The sequence below is a fragment of the Bacillus cereus group sp. BfR-BA-01379 genome (assembly GCF_022663605.1).
In the GTDB taxonomy this organism is placed as follows: Bacteria; Bacillota; Bacilli; order Bacillales; family Bacillaceae_G; genus Bacillus_A; species Bacillus_A mobilis.
Genome location: NZ_JAKUFT010000002.1, coordinates 1 through 15,016, shown reverse-complemented (window position 1 = coordinate 15,016; position 15,016 = coordinate 1). Strand labels below are relative to the sequence as shown.

Genomic DNA, 15,016 nt, shown 5'->3' with positions numbered 1-15,016 from the left:
CAAAAAAATGAAATTCAATTCATAGCTTTTCCGAAAAATATGATTATGACGCTATTTGCAAACAACATTAATCTTTTATACACAAAAAACTCTCCTCAAAAAATGAGGAGAGTTTTATAAATTAGTTTGTTTTTAATTTAGCAAGTTCCTGTAGAAACTTGTCGTTTAGCACTTTAATGTATGTTCCTTTCATACCTAAAGAGCGAGACTCAATAACACCAGCACTCTCTAATTTACGAAGTGCATTTACGATTACAGAACGAGTAATTCCTACGCGATCAGCAATTTTACTTGCAACAAGTAAACCTTCTGTTCCATTTAATTCTTCGAAGATATGCTCGATTGCTTCTAACTCACTGTAAGATAATGAGCTAATCGCCATTTGAACAACAGCTTTACTACGTGCTTCCTCTTCGATTTCTTCTGCTTTTTCACGTAAGATTTCCATACCTACTACAGTTGAACTGTATTCAGCAAGGATTAAATCATCGTCTAAGAACTCTTGACCAAGACGAGCTAATACTAATGTACCTAGACGCTCACCGCCACCAACGATTGGTACGATTGTAGTTAAACCTTGACCGAATAATTCTCTATTTTCTACCGGGAATGCTGTGTAAGCACTGTTTACATCTAAGTTAGAAGATGTTTCTGTAATGTTGAATAAGCTTTGTGTGTATTCTTCCGGGAATTGACGCTCAGCAAGCATTTGTTTCATACGCTCGTTCTCAATTTGTTGGTGAATTGCATAACCTAGTAATTTACCACGACGGCTTACTACGAATACGTTCGCTTCGATTACTTCACACATTGTATCAGACATTTCTCTAAAGTTTACAGGCTTTCCTGCTGCGCTCTGTAATAACGCATTTAATTTTCTTGTTTTTGCTAATAATTCCATTTCAAAAGTTCCTCCTACATGTTACTCACATATTTTTTCATCACTTGGAAACTAGGGCGAGTCACCTGATGACACTATTACAAAATAAACTGGCTCACATCTTTATTTTTAGCAATCGTTGCTAATTTCTCCTCAACGTATTGAGGTGTTATCGTTATTTTCTCTAACGTAATTTCAGATGCTTCAAACGATAAATCTTCAAGGAGCTTCTCCATAATCGTATGAAGTCTTCTTGCTCCAATATTATCTGTATCCTGATTAACTTGATAAGCAATCTCAGCAATCTTACGAATAGCTTCGTCTGAAAATTCAATTTCTATACCTTCAGTCGCTAATAAAGCCATATATTGTTTAATTAACGCATTGTCAGGCTCGATTAATATTTTAACAAAATCATCTGTCGATAATTTTGTTAATTCTACTCGAATCGGAAATCTCCCTTGCAGTTCCGGAATTAAATCCGACGGTTTAGACATATGAAACGCTCCAGCTGCAACGAATAAAATATAATCCGTTTTTACTGATCCGTATTTTGTCGCAACATTCGACCCTTCTACAATCGGCAGAATGTCACGTTGCACACCTTCACGTGATACATCTACGCTATTCGACTGCTTACCAGCAATTTTGTCAATTTCATCGATAAAAATAATCCCGAGCTGTTCAGCACGATAAACAGCCTCTTGTGTAACTTCATCCATATCAATTAAGCGCTGTGCTTCCTCATTTGTCAAGAGTTTTCTTGCTTCTTTTACAGAAAGTTTACGTTTTTTTGTTTTTTTCGGCATAAAACTTCCTAATGCATCTTGGAAATTCATCCCCATTTGTTCCATGCCAGTTCCTTGTAACATATCGAACATGGAAGACTGTTGCTCAGTCACTTCAATCGATACAATTTCATCTTCAAGAAGTCCTGCAGCAAGCTTTCTTTCCACATCTTGACGTTTCTTTTCGATTTCAACATCTTCCTGTGCATCAGATGTTTGATTCGAATTTTGAGCACCACCAAATAGCATTTCTAATGGGTTTTTAAATCCAGATTGTTTCTCCGGACTCGGCACTAAAATTTCAACAAGACGTTGGTTCGCTTGTTCTTCCGCTTTGTCTTGTACTTTAATTACCATTTCTTCTTTCACGATACGAACTGACGTTTCCACAAGGTCACGTACCATCGATTCTACATCTCTACCTACATATCCAACTTCTGTAAATTTGGTAGCTTCAACCTTAATAAAAGGTGCTCCAACGAGTTTCGCCATTCGTCGTGCTACCTCTGTTTTACCAACACCCGTTGGTCCAATCATTAAAATATTTTTAGGCGCAATTTCATCACGTAGATTTTCAGCTAATTTACTTCGACGATATCGATTTCTTAAAGCTACAGCAACCGCTTTCTTCGCATCTTTTTGACCGATAATGTATTGATCTAATTTTTCCACAATTTGACGCGGAGTAAAATGTAAATGCATATAAAATGCCTCCCTTACGATTCTACAATTCTTCCACAATTATATTGTGGTTTGTATAAACACAAATATCGCCAGCAATGTCTAAACTCGCTTTCGCAATTTGCTTCGCTGTTAAATGTTCACTTGCATATTGCTTTAAAGCACGACCTGCAGAAAGCGCATAATTCCCGCCAGATCCAATCGCTAAAATACCATCATCCGGTTCGATTACTTCTCCTGTACCTGAAACAAGAAGCATAGTTGTTTTATCCATGACAATGAGCATCGCTTCTAGTTGACGTAACATTTTGTCGCCACGCCATTGTTTTGCCATCTCAACTGCAGCACGCTGCAAGTTCCCATTGTACTCTTCTAATTTCCCTTCAAACATTTCAAAAAGAGTAAATGCGTCAGCAACGGAACCTGCAAAACCAGCTAAAACTTTCCCTTGGAAAAGTTTACGGACTTTACGAGCTGTATGTTTCATTACAACTGCATTTCCCATCGTCACCTGGCCATCTCCAGCCATTGCACATTCTCCATTATGATGAACTGCAAATATCGTTGTAGCGTGGAAATTTCCCATAGAAAAAACTCCTTTATATGTTTTTATAGCTTTAAAAGCAATTTATGCCCGTGGGTGATGCTTCATGTAGACCGAACGCAATCTTTCTTTAGAGACATGCGTATAAATTTGTGTCGTCGACAAATTCTCATGACCGAGTAGCTCCTGTACAGTACGTAAATCTGCCCCTTCATCTAACATGTGTGTAGCAAATGTATGCCTTAACATATGGGGACTTATCCGCATTGTCAGCGAAGCTTTCTTAATGAGTTCGTTTAATACATAGCGTACCCCTCGACTTGTTAGCGGCGTGCCTTTCGCATTTAAAAATACCATATGAGAGTGTTCTTCAGTTTTGTGAGCTAACTGTTTTCTCCCGTTCTCTATATAAGTAATTAAAGCATCTTGCGCATAGCTTCCGAACGGAATATACCTTTGTTTTTTTCCTTTTCCCATTACTAAAATTGTTCCCACCGCGAAGTCAATATCGGTAAGTTGTAAATTGACACATTCACTCACACGGATTCCAGTCGCATACATCAATTCTAATAAAGCTTGATTCCTTTGACCTAGCGGTGTTTCCGTATCAGAAACTTCAAATAATTCCTCTAATTCTTCAGCATATAAAAACTTTGGGATTGACAATTCTTTTTTGGGGAGTGACGCAAGTGCAAACGGATTATCTTTCCGATAACCTTCACGCATCAAAAAACGATATAAACTTCGTAAACTTGATACTTTTCTTGCGACAGATTTACGGGCTAACTTTTCATCGTGCAACGTCGTTAAGTACAAACGAACATCCGCGTATGTAACATCTAAAAAAGAGGATATGCCTTCTCGCTCCATAAATTGCACAAAATGTTCTAAATCATTTTGATAACTTGCAATTGTATATTTTGAATAATTTCTTTCAATTTGTAAATATCCAACGAATAATTGTAACAATTTCTTCACATTCACACAATTCACCTCAATAAAGGCTACTAAATCGTATCACAACTTAGTAGCCTTTGCAAGAAATTTAACTAAATATTTACAAAATTTTGAATTGTTTCTAAAGCGCGTGTTGCATAGGCTTCATTTCGTTCTGCTTTTTTCTTAATTTTCTTCTCTAACGGTGCAAACAGACCGAAGTTTGCATTCATTGGTTGGAAGTTTTTTGCATTTGTCGCAGTAATATAATTCGCCATACTTCCCATTGCAGTTACAGATGGTAATACAACTGGCTCTTCACCTTTCACAAGTCGAGCAGCGTTAATACCTGCTAGTAATCCTGATGCTGCCGATTCAACATATCCCTCTACTCCAGTCATTTGACCAGCGAAGAATAAATCATCACGTTGTTTATATTGATATGTTGGACGAAGTAAGTTAGGTGAATTAATAAACGTATTACGATGCATTACACCATAACGTACAATCTCTGCGTTTTCCAGTCCTGGAATCAACTGTAACACTTCTTTTTGTGGTCCCCACTTTAAATGCGTTTGGAAACCTACGATATTGTATAACGTTCCTGCTGCATCATCTTGACGTAATTGAACAACAGCATAAGGCGTTTTCCCTGTTTTCGGATCTTCTAATCCAACAGGTTTCATCGGTCCAAATACTAGCGTCTGTCTTCCTCTACTTGCCATAACTTCTACTGGCATACAACCCTCAAAGAAAATTTCTTTTTCAAATTCTTTTAAAGGTACTGTTTCAGCAGCAATTAAAGCCTCGTAAAAACGGTCAAATTCCTCTTCCGTCATTGGGCAGTTTAAATATGCAGCTTCGCCTTTATCGTAACGAGACTTTAAATATACTTTATTCATATCAATGCTGTCTTTCTCAACAATCGGCGCTGCAGCATCATAGAAATAAAAATAATCTTCACCTGTTAATTCCTTTAATTGTGCAGCAAGATCAGGAGACGTAAGTGGACCTGTCGCGATAACAGTAGGCCCTTCTGGAATTTCAGTAATTTCTTCATTCATCACAGTTACGTTCGGATGGTTTTTCACATACTCCGTTACCTTTGCTGCAAATTCATGACGATCTACAGCTAAAGCCCCTCCTGCTGGTACAGAGCACTCATCAGCTGCACGAATAATAACAGAGTCCATTAGACGCATTTCTTCTTTAATAACACCAACAGCGTTTGTTAATGTGTTTGCGCGAAGCGAGTTACTGCATACTAACTCTGCAAATTTATCTGTGTGATGAGCTGGCGTTTGCCTTACTGGTCTCATTTCATATAATTTTACTTGGACACCACGTTTTGCAATTTGGTAAGCTGCTTCACTTCCTGCAAGACCTGCGCCAATGACGTTTACTACTTGTGTTGTCATATTAATCACCTTTCCTTTTCTTCCCGAAAAAAATGTGAGCAGTTACGCTCACATTTGTTGTTCTTCTTCATAATCACACGAAATACATTGTACTTGCACGCCTTTTTTCAACTTCTTCTCTACAAGCATACCTTCGCACTTCGGACATTTACGACCAATTGGTTTATCCCAAGATACAAAGTCACACTCTGGATACGTACCGCATCCATAGAAAAGACGTTTCTTTTTATTACTACGGCGTTCAATAATTTGACCTTTATCACACTTCGGACAAGTAACACCGATTTCTTTCACAATCGGTTTTGTATTACGACAATCTGGGAAATTCGAACAAGCCATAAATTTCCCGTATTTACCCATTTTAAAGACCATTGGGTGATCACACAATTCACAGTCTTCCCCAGCTGGTTCATCTTTAATTTCCACTTCACGCATTTCTTTCTCCGCTTTTTCTAAACGCGGTTCAAAGCCTACGTAGAAATCATCAACAATTTTTACCCAATTCGCATTTCCTTCTTCTACTTCATCAAGACTTTGCTCCATATTAGCAGTAAATTCAATGTTAATAATTTCTGGGAAAAACTCTAAAATAAGTTCAATTACTATTTCACCAAGTTCAGTTGGAACGAAGCGTTTATTATCCAAACCTACGTATCCACGTTTTTGAATCGTTTCAAGTGTCGGTACGTAAGTCGACGGTCTTCCAATTCCAAGCTCTTCAAGTGTTCTTACTAGACGAGCCTCTGTATATCGCGGCGGAGGTTGTGTAAAGTGTTGCTTCGGTTCTAAATCCTTCGAAAATACCGTTTCCCCTACTTCTAAAGGTGGCAACATTTTATCCTTTTCTTCAGCCCCGTCATCTTTCGACTCTACATACACTTTCATAAATCCTGGAAACTTTACAACCGATCCACTTGCACGGAACTGAACATTGTTATTAATGAGTCTAGCTGTCACAGTATCCATTATAGCAGACGCCATTTGACTTGCAACAAATCGCTCCCAAATCAGTTTATACAACCGAAGTTGATCACGACTCAAGAAACTCTTAAGTTCCTCTGGCCTTCTCATTACCGAAGTAGGACGAATTGCCTCATGCGCATCTTGTGCGTTCGACTTTTTCGTTTCTTTCTTCTTTTCTGTTCCTATGTATTCCGCACCAAACGCCTCAGTAATGTAAGTACGTGCCTCTGTTTGAGCTGTTTCTGAGATACGTGTTGAGTCAGTTCTCATATACGTAATAAGACCTACAGTCCCTTGCTTTCCAAGATCTATCCCTTCATACAATTGCTGCGCGAGCATCATTGTTTTCTTTGCTCGCATGTTTAACTTACGCGCTGCCTCTTGTTGTAAGGAAGATGTTGTAAACGGTAATGCAGGATTACGTTTTCGCTCTTTTCGCGTTACATTTTCAACTGAAAACGCATTATCTTTCATCTGTTCAATTATTTCATTCACTTGCGTTTCATTCGTTAATTGAACTTTTTCACCATCTACACCGTAAAAGCTTGCTTCAAATGTGTCTTTCCCCTTCACAAATTCTGTCTTAATTGTCCAGAATTCTTCAGGCTCAAAGATTTGAATTTCTTTTTCACGTTCGATAATTAAACGAACTGCTACAGATTGTACGCGTCCTGCACTTAATCCTTTTTTTACTTTCTTCCATAATAAAGGACTAATATTGTAACCTACAAGACGATCTAGTATACGTCTTGCTTGTTGTGCATCTACTAAATCCATATTAATCGCACGAGGATGTTTAAATGATTCTTTTATTGCGTCTTTTGTAATCTCATTAAACACAACTCGGCAATCTGATTCAACGTCCACATTTAACGTATTGGCTAAATGCCAAGCAATCGCTTCCCCTTCGCGGTCTGGATCGGCCGCGAGATAGACTTTCTTTGCTTTTTTGGCCGCTGATTTTAAATCTTTTAAGACGGGACCTTTACCACGAATGGTAATATACTTCGGGGTGAAGTTGTTCTTTACTTCTATCCCCATTTGACTTTTAGGTAAATCGCGAACGTGTCCCATAGACGCGACAACTTTGTATTTTTTCCCTAAATATTTCTCAATGGTCTTCGCCTTAGAAGGCGACTCCACGATTACGAGGTAATCTGACATGCTAGTGCCTCCTTAAGAGGTGGATTCAAGTCTTCATCAATCTTATTGATTTCTCTTGTTTTTGTCAATCAAGAATGAATATACCATACAGTGCCTTTCTACCATTTGTCAATAATTGTTTAATAAAAACATGAAAATATAAGGTTAATTTAAAATCTCTTCCAAAATATCTTCTGCATTTCTTACTAGTTTTGCTCCTTGTTGAATTAGATGATTCGTTCCTGATGCACTATCTATAAATATAGGTCCAGGAAGTGCAAATACCTCTCTATTTTGCTCTAAAGCAAGGTCCGCAGTAATAAGTGTTCCACTTCTTGATTTCGCTTCTACAACTAAAACACCCTTACTTATACCACTAATGATTCGGTTCCTTTTTGGAAAATACCATTTTTTCGGTGCATAGTGCGGCGGATACTCTGTTAATAACAATATATATTCATTCCATGTTTCATATAAATGTCTATTCTCTTTTGGATACATATACGATAATCCATGTCCTAGTATTGCAATAGTCGGACAATGCCGTCTTACTGTAATTTCATGAGCCATTGTATCTATCCCTCTTGCAAACCCACTGACAATAAGCCATTCTCTTTCTAATAATGGGTGTAAAATAAATTGTAAACTCTCATGTCCATATAAAGTCGGTTCTCTCGTTCCAATAACCGCTAATTTATTCGCCTTATTGAGAAAATCCTTCTCACCTTTTCCATATAACACAAAGGGCGGATCTTGTATTTCACGTAATAATTGTGGATAATCTTCATCACAGATAGTCATATAAAAGATTCGATTTTTCTCTAAATAAGATATATATTGCAAGAGATTTGAACTTTGAAGAAAACGTACTAATTCTGAAGATTTTTTCGAGGATATTCCAGTGTAGTATTCCATTTGTGTTGCATTAAAAGTGTATATTCCCTTCAATTCAGGATCGACATATAGTAGTCTTTCCATCGCCTTCCAATGATCTGCTAAAAAATAATGAAGATGTAATAATCGTTCTCTCTTCATCTTAATCCTCCTTACCCATAATTTTTATTATGTAAACAAGAATTACGTAAAAAGACACCTTCAAGCAAGAAGGTGTCTTTCAACAGATTAGTAGTTTTTACAAGTCTCAAATAGACCTTTTTCTTTTAAGACAGAGATTAGCGTTTCGCCCATAACCGCTGGAGTTTCTGCTACTTTAATACCACAAGCTTCCATCGTTTTAATCTTTTCAGCAGCAGTTCCTTTACCACCAGAAATGATTGCACCAGCATGGCCCATACGTTTGCCTGCAGGCGCTGTTTGGCCACCAATGAAGCCTACAACAGGTTTTGTCATATTAGCTTTCACCCATTCAGCTGCCTCTTCTTCCGCTGTACCACCGATTTCACCAATCATAATTACAGCATGCGTTTCTTCATCCTCATTAAATGCTTTTAACGCATCAATAAAGTCCGTACCGTTAACTGGGTCCCCACCGATACCTACAGCAGTAGATTGGCCAATACCTTCTTGTGTTAACTGATGTACAGCCTCATACGTTAATGTACCAGAGCGAGATACGATACCTACATGACCTTTTTTATGAATGTAACCTGGCATAATACCAATTTTGCATTCATCAGGCGTAATAACACCAGGACAGTTTGGTCCAAGTAAACGTGTATGTTTACCTGCCATATATCTCTTTACGTTTACCATATCTAATACAGGAATTCCTTCAGTAATACATACTACTAAATCGATTTCTGCATCAACTGCTTCCATAATTGCATCAGCCGCAAAAGCGGGTGGAACGTATACAACTGAAGCATTTGCGCCTGTTGCTTTCACTGCATCTTCTACAGTATCAAATACTGGTACACCTTCAATATCAGTGCCACCTTTACCTGGCGTTACACCACCGACAATTTTCGTACCGTATTCAATCATTTGTTTTGTGTGGAATAATCCTTGAGAACCTGTAATACCTTGAACAATAACTTTTGTATCTTTATTAACTAATACGCTCATTTTTCTCCCCCGCTTTCTATTAGCCCACTAGTGAAACAATTTTTTGTGCACCGTCTGCCATAGATTCTGCTGCAACAATATTTAAGCCAGACTCATTTAAAATCTTCTTACCTAACTCTACGTTTGTACCTTCAAGACGTACAACTAAAGGCAATTCAAGACCTACTTGTTTCGTCGCTTCAATAACACCTTCTGCGATAACATCACACTTCATAATGCCACCAAAAATGTTAACGAAGATACCTTTTACATTTTTGTCAGAAAGGATAATTTTGAATGCTTCTGTAACTTTTTCAGCTGTTGCACCGCCACCAACATCTAAGAAGTTAGCTGGATCGCCATGGTAATGTTTAATGATATCCATTGTAGCCATCGCTAAACCTGCACCATTAACCATACAACCGATATTTCCATCTAAAGGAATGTAGTTTAAGTCATATTTAGAAGCTTCAATTTCTTTCGAATCTTCTTCATCAAGATCACGAAGTTCTAAAATGTCTTTATTGCGATATAAAGCATTAGAGTCAAAGTTTAATTTTGCATCTAATGCCATAACTTTACCGTCACCTGTTGTAACAAGTGGATTAATCTCCGCGATAGAGCAATCTTTTTCGATAAACGCACGGTATAAGCCCATCATAAACTTCACAGCTTGTCCTACAAGCTCTTTTGGAATATTGATGTTAAATGCGATTCGGCGCGCTTGGAAGCCTTGTAAGCCTACTGCTGGATCAATATATTCTTTAAAGATTTTTTCAGGTGTTTGTTCTGCTACTTCTTCAATTTCTGTTCCACCTTCTTCAGATGCCATTAAAACAACTTGAGAAGTTGCACGATCTAAAACTAGACCAACATAATATTCTTTTTTAATATCGCAACCTTCTTCGATAAGTAAGCGTTTTACTTCCTTACCTTCAGGACCTGTTTGATGTGTCACAAGTGTAGTTCCTAAAATGCTCTCTGCATATGTACGAACTTCATCTAAATTTTTTGCAACTTTTACTCCGCCAGCTTTGCCGCGTCCACCAGCGTGAATTTGTGCTTTTACTACACATACATCCGTTCCTAATTCTTTCGCTGCTTCTACAGCTTCTTCTACTGTAAATGCAACCTTCCCGTTCGGAACGCTAACCCCATAGCTTCTAAGGACTGCCTTACCTTGGTACTCATGGATATTCATGGTCCCATCCTCCCCTGTTTTCCTGTTTTACTCGAAAAGTTTTTTAATGTTTAAAAAACATTACATTGCCATTGTATAAGATGATTGGCACGCTGTCTACAATAAAGTGTCAGAAAACTGAAATCGCTTTATTCTTTTTTGAAAATAGTAATGTTCATATACCAAAATAAAAAAATAAGCTGCATATTCGCAGCTTATTTTTGAATCATATCTTTAATTGGTGCAAACGATTTCCGATGTTCTTCTAATACTCCATGCGCTTCAATCGCTTCTAAATGTTGTTTTGTACCATATCCCATATGTTGTTCAAATCCATATGCAGGATACTTTTCTCCAAGTTCTTTCATCATACGATCTCTCGTTACTTTCGCAATAATGGATGCAGCTGAAATAGAAATACTTTTCGCATCACCTTTAATAATGGATGTTTGCGGAATTGGTGTAGGAAGTTTCATCGCATCAATTAATAAATACTCTGGTGCACAAGATAAATTCGCAACAGCATCTAACATCGCTTGTTTCGTCGCTTGATAAATATTTATTTCATCAATAATTTGTGGTGATACAATTCCAACTCCAATTGCAATTGCTTGTGCTTTGATTTCATCATAAAAACGCTCTCGCTTCGCCTCACTCAGCTTTTTCGAGTCATTTAATCCTGGAATATAAAAACCTTCCGGAAGGACAACAGCTGCCGTCACGACAGGCCCAGCTAGTGGCCCACGCCCTACTTCATCTATACCCGCGATAAGTGTAAGCCCTTTTTCACGTAATGCAATCTCGTACCTAGACATTTCGAAAAACTTTTCTTTTTCTTTCTGCGCTAATTCTTTTTGTTTATGCCACTTCAAAATGAGCTTTTGTATCCCTTTTCGCTCGTCTTTCATTAATAGTTGAAAGCGATCATCTTCTTCACTCATTATTTCATGCAGTAAACGTTCCGCTTCTTGAATAGTCACTTTTTGCATTCATGCCACTCCCTTTATATACAAAAAAGAAAAGACGTACTAACGCACGTCTTATACTTCTTCTATTTTTTCTACATCTTCTGTCTGCTCTGCAAACTCTTCCGGTGTTTCAAACGTCATTTTTCCAAGTTTTCCACCACGAAGCTCACGAAGTACAAGCTCAGATGTCTTATCATAATCAATCATTCCGCCGCCCATTAAACAGCCTCTATTTTTTCCAATTGCATCGAATAACTCTACAATATCTTCTGGAATTTCATTTAAATTATATCGCTCTTTCAAACGTTCTGGATAATGTTTCTCCATAAAACGTAGTGCGTAAACAGCAACATCTTGTAAATTTAAAATTGAATCTTTAATTGCGCCTGTTGTCGCTAAACGAAGACCCACTAGTTGATCTTCAAATTTAGGCCATAAAATACCAGGTGTATCTAACAGTTCCATTTCCTTCCCAACTTTAATCCATTGTTGAGCTGTTGTCACACCAGGGCGATCTCCTGTTTTAGCAATATTTTTCTTCGCTAACTTATTAATTAACGTAGATTTACCAACATTCGGTATACCTACAATTAATGCACGAATTGCTCTCGGTCTAATACCTTTTGCAGCCATTTTATCAAATTTTTCTTTCACCAACACTTTACAAGCCGCTGCAATTTCCTTCATACCTTGTCCAGCTTGTGCGTTAATTGAAATTGCCATTTGGTCTTTTTCTTTAAAATATGCGATCCATTGCTTTGTTAAACGATCATCTGCCATATCTGCTTTATTTAAAACAACAAGCCTCGGTTTATGTGTAATGATCTCATCGATCATTGGATTTCGAGAAGATAAAGGTAATCGAGCATCTACAAGCTCAATTACAACATCAATTAACTTTAATTTTTCTGTTACTTGGCGTCTAGCCTTTGCCATATGTCCCGGGAACCATTGAATTACCATGTTGCCACCTTCTTTTTCTTTTATTTCACAATACGAGCATCTTTTAACGGCCAATATAGTATATTTGCTTTTCCAATCACTTGGTCCATTGAAATTGTACCAATCGAGCGACTATCTTTACTAAAACGACGATTATCGCCTAAAACAAATAATTGACCTTCTGGAACAGTTTTCTTCCCTGTCATTTCTTCAAGAGTAAAATCATATGTAAGCGGTCCGTCAGCAATTTGTTTTTTCTGCTTGTCTAAATACGGCTCCTCATAAGCCTTTCCGTTAACATATAGTTTATCATTACGATACTCTATTTCATCGCCTGGCAGGCCGATAATACGCTTAATATAATCCTTATCTTCCGTTGCTCGGAATACGATAATATCAAATCGTTTCGGATCTCCTATGTGATAACCAATTTTATTGACAATCATTCGATCGCGATCATGTAAAGTAGACGCCATCGACACTCCATCTACGAGAATTGGCGCAAAGAAAAACTGTCTAATAACACCCGCTAATACAACAGCAATCAAAATTGCCTTGATCCATTCCCAAAGTGAACTCTTTTCTTTCTTCATGCATTTCCCCTCCACGATTATGTAAGCTGCTCGTATTATATCAAAATTTTATATAGATTGGAAAAAGGGAGCTTGTGCATTTACAAGCTCCCATACATGTCTTATCGAATTTCTTTAATACGTGCTTTTTTACCGCGAAGGTTACGTAAGTAGTATAACTTAGCACGACGTACTTTACCACGACGAAGTACTTCAAGTTTCGCGATTCTTGGCGTGTGAACTGGGAATGTACGCTCAACACCTACACCGTAAGAAATCTTACGAACTGTGAATGTTTCACTGATTCCGCCACCACGACGTTTAATTACAACACCTTCGAAAAGCTGAATTCTTTCACGAGTTCCCTCAACTACTTTTACGTGTACACGTAAAGTGTCTCCAGGACGGAATGAAGGAAGGTCAGTTTTTAATTGGCCTTGAGTAATTTCTGCGATTAATTGTTGCATATTAAATTCTCTCCTTTAAACAGATGCTCTTATAAAGTCTTAATAAATTACAGCGGAACATCGTTAATACGGCCACTGATTTCAGTAGCACAAGTGTTATAATAGCATATTGCTAGGACTGTTGCAATAGAAAATATATCTAGCCCTTACTTGTCTTCTTTAATCTGTTCTAGCCATTTCACTTCTTGCTTAGATAATTCTCGTTCTTCTAGTAAATCCGGTCTACGCGTGTACGTACGACGTAGTGATTCTTTGTGTCGCCATTCATCAATATTTTTATGATTTCCTGACATTAATACATTCGGTACCTTCATACCACGAAAATCAGCTGGACGTGTATAATGAGGATGCTCTAATAAACCTGTACTAAACGAATCCTCAACTTGTGAAGCATGATTTCCTAACACTCCTGGCAGAAGACGCACGACACTATCAGTAATAACCATAGAGGCTAACTCTCCGCCGGTTAATACGTAGTCACCAATAGAAATCTCATCTGTTACGAGATGCTCACGAATTCGTTCATCGTACCCTTCATAATGACCACACACAAAAATAACATGCTCTTCTTCAGCAAGCTCTTCTGCCTTCTTCTGCGTAAAACGCTCTCCTTGTGGACACATTAAAACAACTCTCGGTTTACGTTCTGTTTCCTTCGTTAACTCTTCCACTGCATCAAAGATAGGCTGAGGGGTCAATACCATCCCAGCTCCACCACCATACGGATAATCATCTACGCTATTATGCTTACTCGTTGTATAATCGCGGAAATTGACAACACGAAGCTCTACCGCTTCTTTTTCTTGTGCTTTCTTTAAAATTGAAGATCCAAACACACCCGTAAACATATCTGGAAACAATGTTAAAATGTCAATTTTCATTATAGCAATCCTTCCATTACATGAATGGTTACTAATTTATTCTCAATGTTAACTTGAAGTACAACATCATCAATATAAGGAATTAATAGATCTTGACCTTTTGGACGTTTAATTACCCAAACATCATTTGCACCAGGAGATAAAATTTCTTTTATTGTTCCTAACGATTCTCCTTCTTCCGTTACAACACTGCAACCAATAATTTCATGGTAGTAGTATTCGCCTTCAGCTAGCTCGCCTAACTGCTCTTCTGGTACTTTTATTAAAGAACCTTTAAACTTCTCTGCTTCATCTACATTGTTGTATCCTTCAAATGTTAATAAATCAAATGTCTTATGTTGACGATGAGAAGTTACTTTCACCGGAAGGTAGTCTGTACTTTTCTCATTACTTATGTATAATGTGTTTCCTACTTTATATCGCTCTTCTGGGAAATCAGTACGAGAAATAACACGAATTTCTCCTCTTACGCCATGAGTATTTACAATTTTCCCTACGTTAAACCACTTTGTCATAAATAGTATGTCACCCCTGGTTTCTATATAAATTAAGCATTTCCATTTCATATATGGAACATGCAACTTCTCTTTAAATGTTAAAAAAGGGAGAGGAAATAACTCCTCGCCCTTTTTACGTTTATTGAATTTCC

At 37.6% G+C, this 15,016-nt stretch carries 15 protein-coding genes; all 15 read right to left on the bottom strand.

Features of this window, described 5'->3' with window-relative positions; genetic code table 11:
* Positions 1 to 121: 121 nt before the first annotated feature.
* Positions 122 to 901 (bottom strand): GTP-sensing pleiotropic transcriptional regulator CodY, encoded by a 780-nt coding sequence (codY, locus tag MR113_RS01055; RefSeq protein WP_000421290.1) that lies wholly within the window; start codon positions 899 to 901, stop codon positions 122 to 124.
* A 77-nt stretch (positions 902 to 978) separates the two neighbouring features.
* Positions 979 to 2,370 (bottom strand): ATP-dependent protease ATPase subunit HslU, encoded by a 1,392-nt coding sequence (gene hslU / locus MR113_RS01050; RefSeq protein ID WP_000550070.1) that lies wholly within the window; start codon positions 2,368 to 2,370, stop codon positions 979 to 981.
* 22 nt (positions 2,371 to 2,392) lie between these two features.
* On the bottom strand, positions 2,393 to 2,935 hold the full coding sequence (gene hslV, locus MR113_RS01045) for an ATP-dependent protease proteolytic subunit HslV (protein WP_000526271.1): 543 nt from the start codon (positions 2,933 to 2,935) through the stop codon (positions 2,393 to 2,395).
* A gap of 42 nt (positions 2,936 to 2,977) precedes the next feature.
* Complete coding sequence (gene xerC / locus MR113_RS01040) at positions 2,978 to 3,877, bottom strand: tyrosine recombinase XerC (protein ID WP_001101238.1); 900 nt, start codon at positions 3,875 to 3,877, stop codon at positions 2,978 to 2,980.
* Between the two features lie 65 nt (positions 3,878 to 3,942).
* Positions 3,943 to 5,247 (bottom strand): FADH(2)-oxidizing methylenetetrahydrofolate--tRNA-(uracil(54)-C(5))-methyltransferase TrmFO, encoded by a 1,305-nt coding sequence (trmFO, locus tag MR113_RS01035; RefSeq protein WP_000211998.1) that lies wholly within the window; start codon positions 5,245 to 5,247, stop codon positions 3,943 to 3,945.
* A 48-nt stretch (positions 5,248 to 5,295) separates the two neighbouring features.
* Positions 5,296 to 7,374 carry a type I DNA topoisomerase gene (topA, locus tag MR113_RS01030; RefSeq protein WP_001286953.1) on the bottom strand — a complete coding sequence of 693 codons (2,079 nt, stop codon included), beginning with the start codon at positions 7,372 to 7,374 and terminating at the stop codon, positions 5,296 to 5,298.
* 144 nt (positions 7,375 to 7,518) lie between these two features.
* Positions 7,519 to 8,388: a DNA-processing protein DprA gene (gene dprA, locus MR113_RS01025; protein WP_242250667.1), complete on the bottom strand. Its 870-nt coding sequence runs from the start codon at positions 8,386 to 8,388 to the stop codon at positions 7,519 to 7,521.
* Between the two features lie 87 nt (positions 8,389 to 8,475).
* Positions 8,476 to 9,378: a succinate--CoA ligase subunit alpha gene (gene sucD, locus MR113_RS01020; RefSeq protein WP_000115178.1), complete on the bottom strand. Its 903-nt coding sequence runs from the start codon at positions 9,376 to 9,378 to the stop codon at positions 8,476 to 8,478.
* A 19-nt stretch (positions 9,379 to 9,397) separates the two neighbouring features.
* Positions 9,398 to 10,558, bottom strand: a complete 1,161-nt coding sequence (gene sucC, locus MR113_RS01015; RefSeq protein ID WP_001020792.1) for an ADP-forming succinate--CoA ligase subunit beta — start codon at positions 10,556 to 10,558, stop codon at positions 9,398 to 9,400.
* A 194-nt stretch (positions 10,559 to 10,752) separates the two neighbouring features.
* Complete coding sequence (locus tag MR113_RS01010; protein WP_242250665.1) at positions 10,753 to 11,526, bottom strand: ribonuclease HII; 774 nt, start codon at positions 11,524 to 11,526, stop codon at positions 10,753 to 10,755.
* Between the two features lie 51 nt (positions 11,527 to 11,577).
* Positions 11,578 to 12,468 (bottom strand): ribosome biogenesis GTPase YlqF, encoded by an 891-nt coding sequence (ylqF, locus tag MR113_RS01005; protein ID WP_000236692.1) that lies wholly within the window; start codon positions 12,466 to 12,468, stop codon positions 11,578 to 11,580.
* Between the two features lie 20 nt (positions 12,469 to 12,488).
* Complete coding sequence (gene lepB, locus MR113_RS01000; protein ID WP_000711857.1) at positions 12,489 to 13,040, bottom strand: signal peptidase I; 552 nt, start codon at positions 13,038 to 13,040, stop codon at positions 12,489 to 12,491.
* A gap of 101 nt (positions 13,041 to 13,141) precedes the next feature.
* Positions 13,142 to 13,486 carry a 50S ribosomal protein L19 gene (gene rplS, locus MR113_RS00995; RefSeq protein WP_001186518.1) on the bottom strand — a complete coding sequence of 115 codons (345 nt, stop codon included), beginning with the start codon at positions 13,484 to 13,486 and terminating at the stop codon, positions 13,142 to 13,144.
* A gap of 146 nt (positions 13,487 to 13,632) precedes the next feature.
* Entirely contained in the window at positions 13,633 to 14,367 is a 735-nt protein-coding gene (trmD, locus tag MR113_RS00990; RefSeq protein ID WP_242250664.1) for a tRNA (guanosine(37)-N1)-methyltransferase TrmD, read from the bottom strand.
* Positions 14,367 to 14,882 carry a ribosome maturation factor RimM gene (rimM, locus tag MR113_RS00985; protein WP_242250662.1) on the bottom strand — a complete coding sequence of 172 codons (516 nt, stop codon included), beginning with the start codon at positions 14,880 to 14,882 and terminating at the stop codon, positions 14,367 to 14,369. The genes trmD and rimM overlap by 1 nt, the downstream gene beginning before the upstream one ends.
* Positions 14,883 to 15,016: the final 134 nt, after the last annotated feature.

Bases quoted from the DNA above. Each gene is read 5' to 3' on its own strand.
- sucD (WP_000115178.1), bottom strand. From the start codon at position 9,378: ATGAGCGTATTAGTTAATAAAGATACAAAAGTTATTGTTCAAGGTATT.
- dprA (WP_242250667.1), bottom strand. From the start codon at position 8,388: ATGAAGAGAGAACGATTATTACATCTTCATTATTTTTTAGCAGATCAT.
- MR113_RS01010 (WP_242250665.1), bottom strand. From the start codon at position 11,526: ATGCAAAAAGTGACTATTCAAGAAGCGGAACGTTTACTGCATGAAATA.
- lepB (WP_000711857.1), bottom strand. From the start codon at position 13,040: ATGAAGAAAGAAAAGAGTTCACTTTGGGAATGGATCAAGGCAATTTTG.
- topA (WP_001286953.1), bottom strand. From the start codon at position 7,374: ATGTCAGATTACCTCGTAATCGTGGAGTCGCCTTCTAAGGCGAAGACC.
- hslV (WP_000526271.1), bottom strand. From the start codon at position 2,935: ATGGGAAATTTCCACGCTACAACGATATTTGCAGTTCATCATAATGGA.
- hslU (WP_000550070.1), bottom strand. From the start codon at position 2,370: ATGCATTTACATTTTACTCCGCGTCAAATTGTGGAAAAATTAGATCAA.
- rplS (WP_001186518.1), bottom strand. From the start codon at position 13,486: ATGCAACAATTAATCGCAGAAATTACTCAAGGCCAATTAAAAACTGAC.
- rimM (WP_242250662.1), bottom strand. From the start codon at position 14,882: ATGACAAAGTGGTTTAACGTAGGGAAAATTGTAAATACTCATGGCGTA.
- trmD (WP_242250664.1), bottom strand. From the start codon at position 14,367: ATGAAAATTGACATTTTAACATTGTTTCCAGATATGTTTACGGGTGTG.
- ylqF (WP_000236692.1), bottom strand. From the start codon at position 12,468: ATGGTAATTCAATGGTTCCCGGGACATATGGCAAAGGCTAGACGCCAA.
- trmFO (WP_000211998.1), bottom strand. From the start codon at position 5,247: ATGACAACACAAGTAGTAAACGTCATTGGCGCAGGTCTTGCAGGAAGT.
- sucC (WP_001020792.1), bottom strand. From the start codon at position 10,558: ATGAATATCCATGAGTACCAAGGTAAGGCAGTCCTTAGAAGCTATGGG.
- codY (WP_000421290.1), bottom strand. From the start codon at position 901: ATGGAATTATTAGCAAAAACAAGAAAATTAAATGCGTTATTACAGAGC.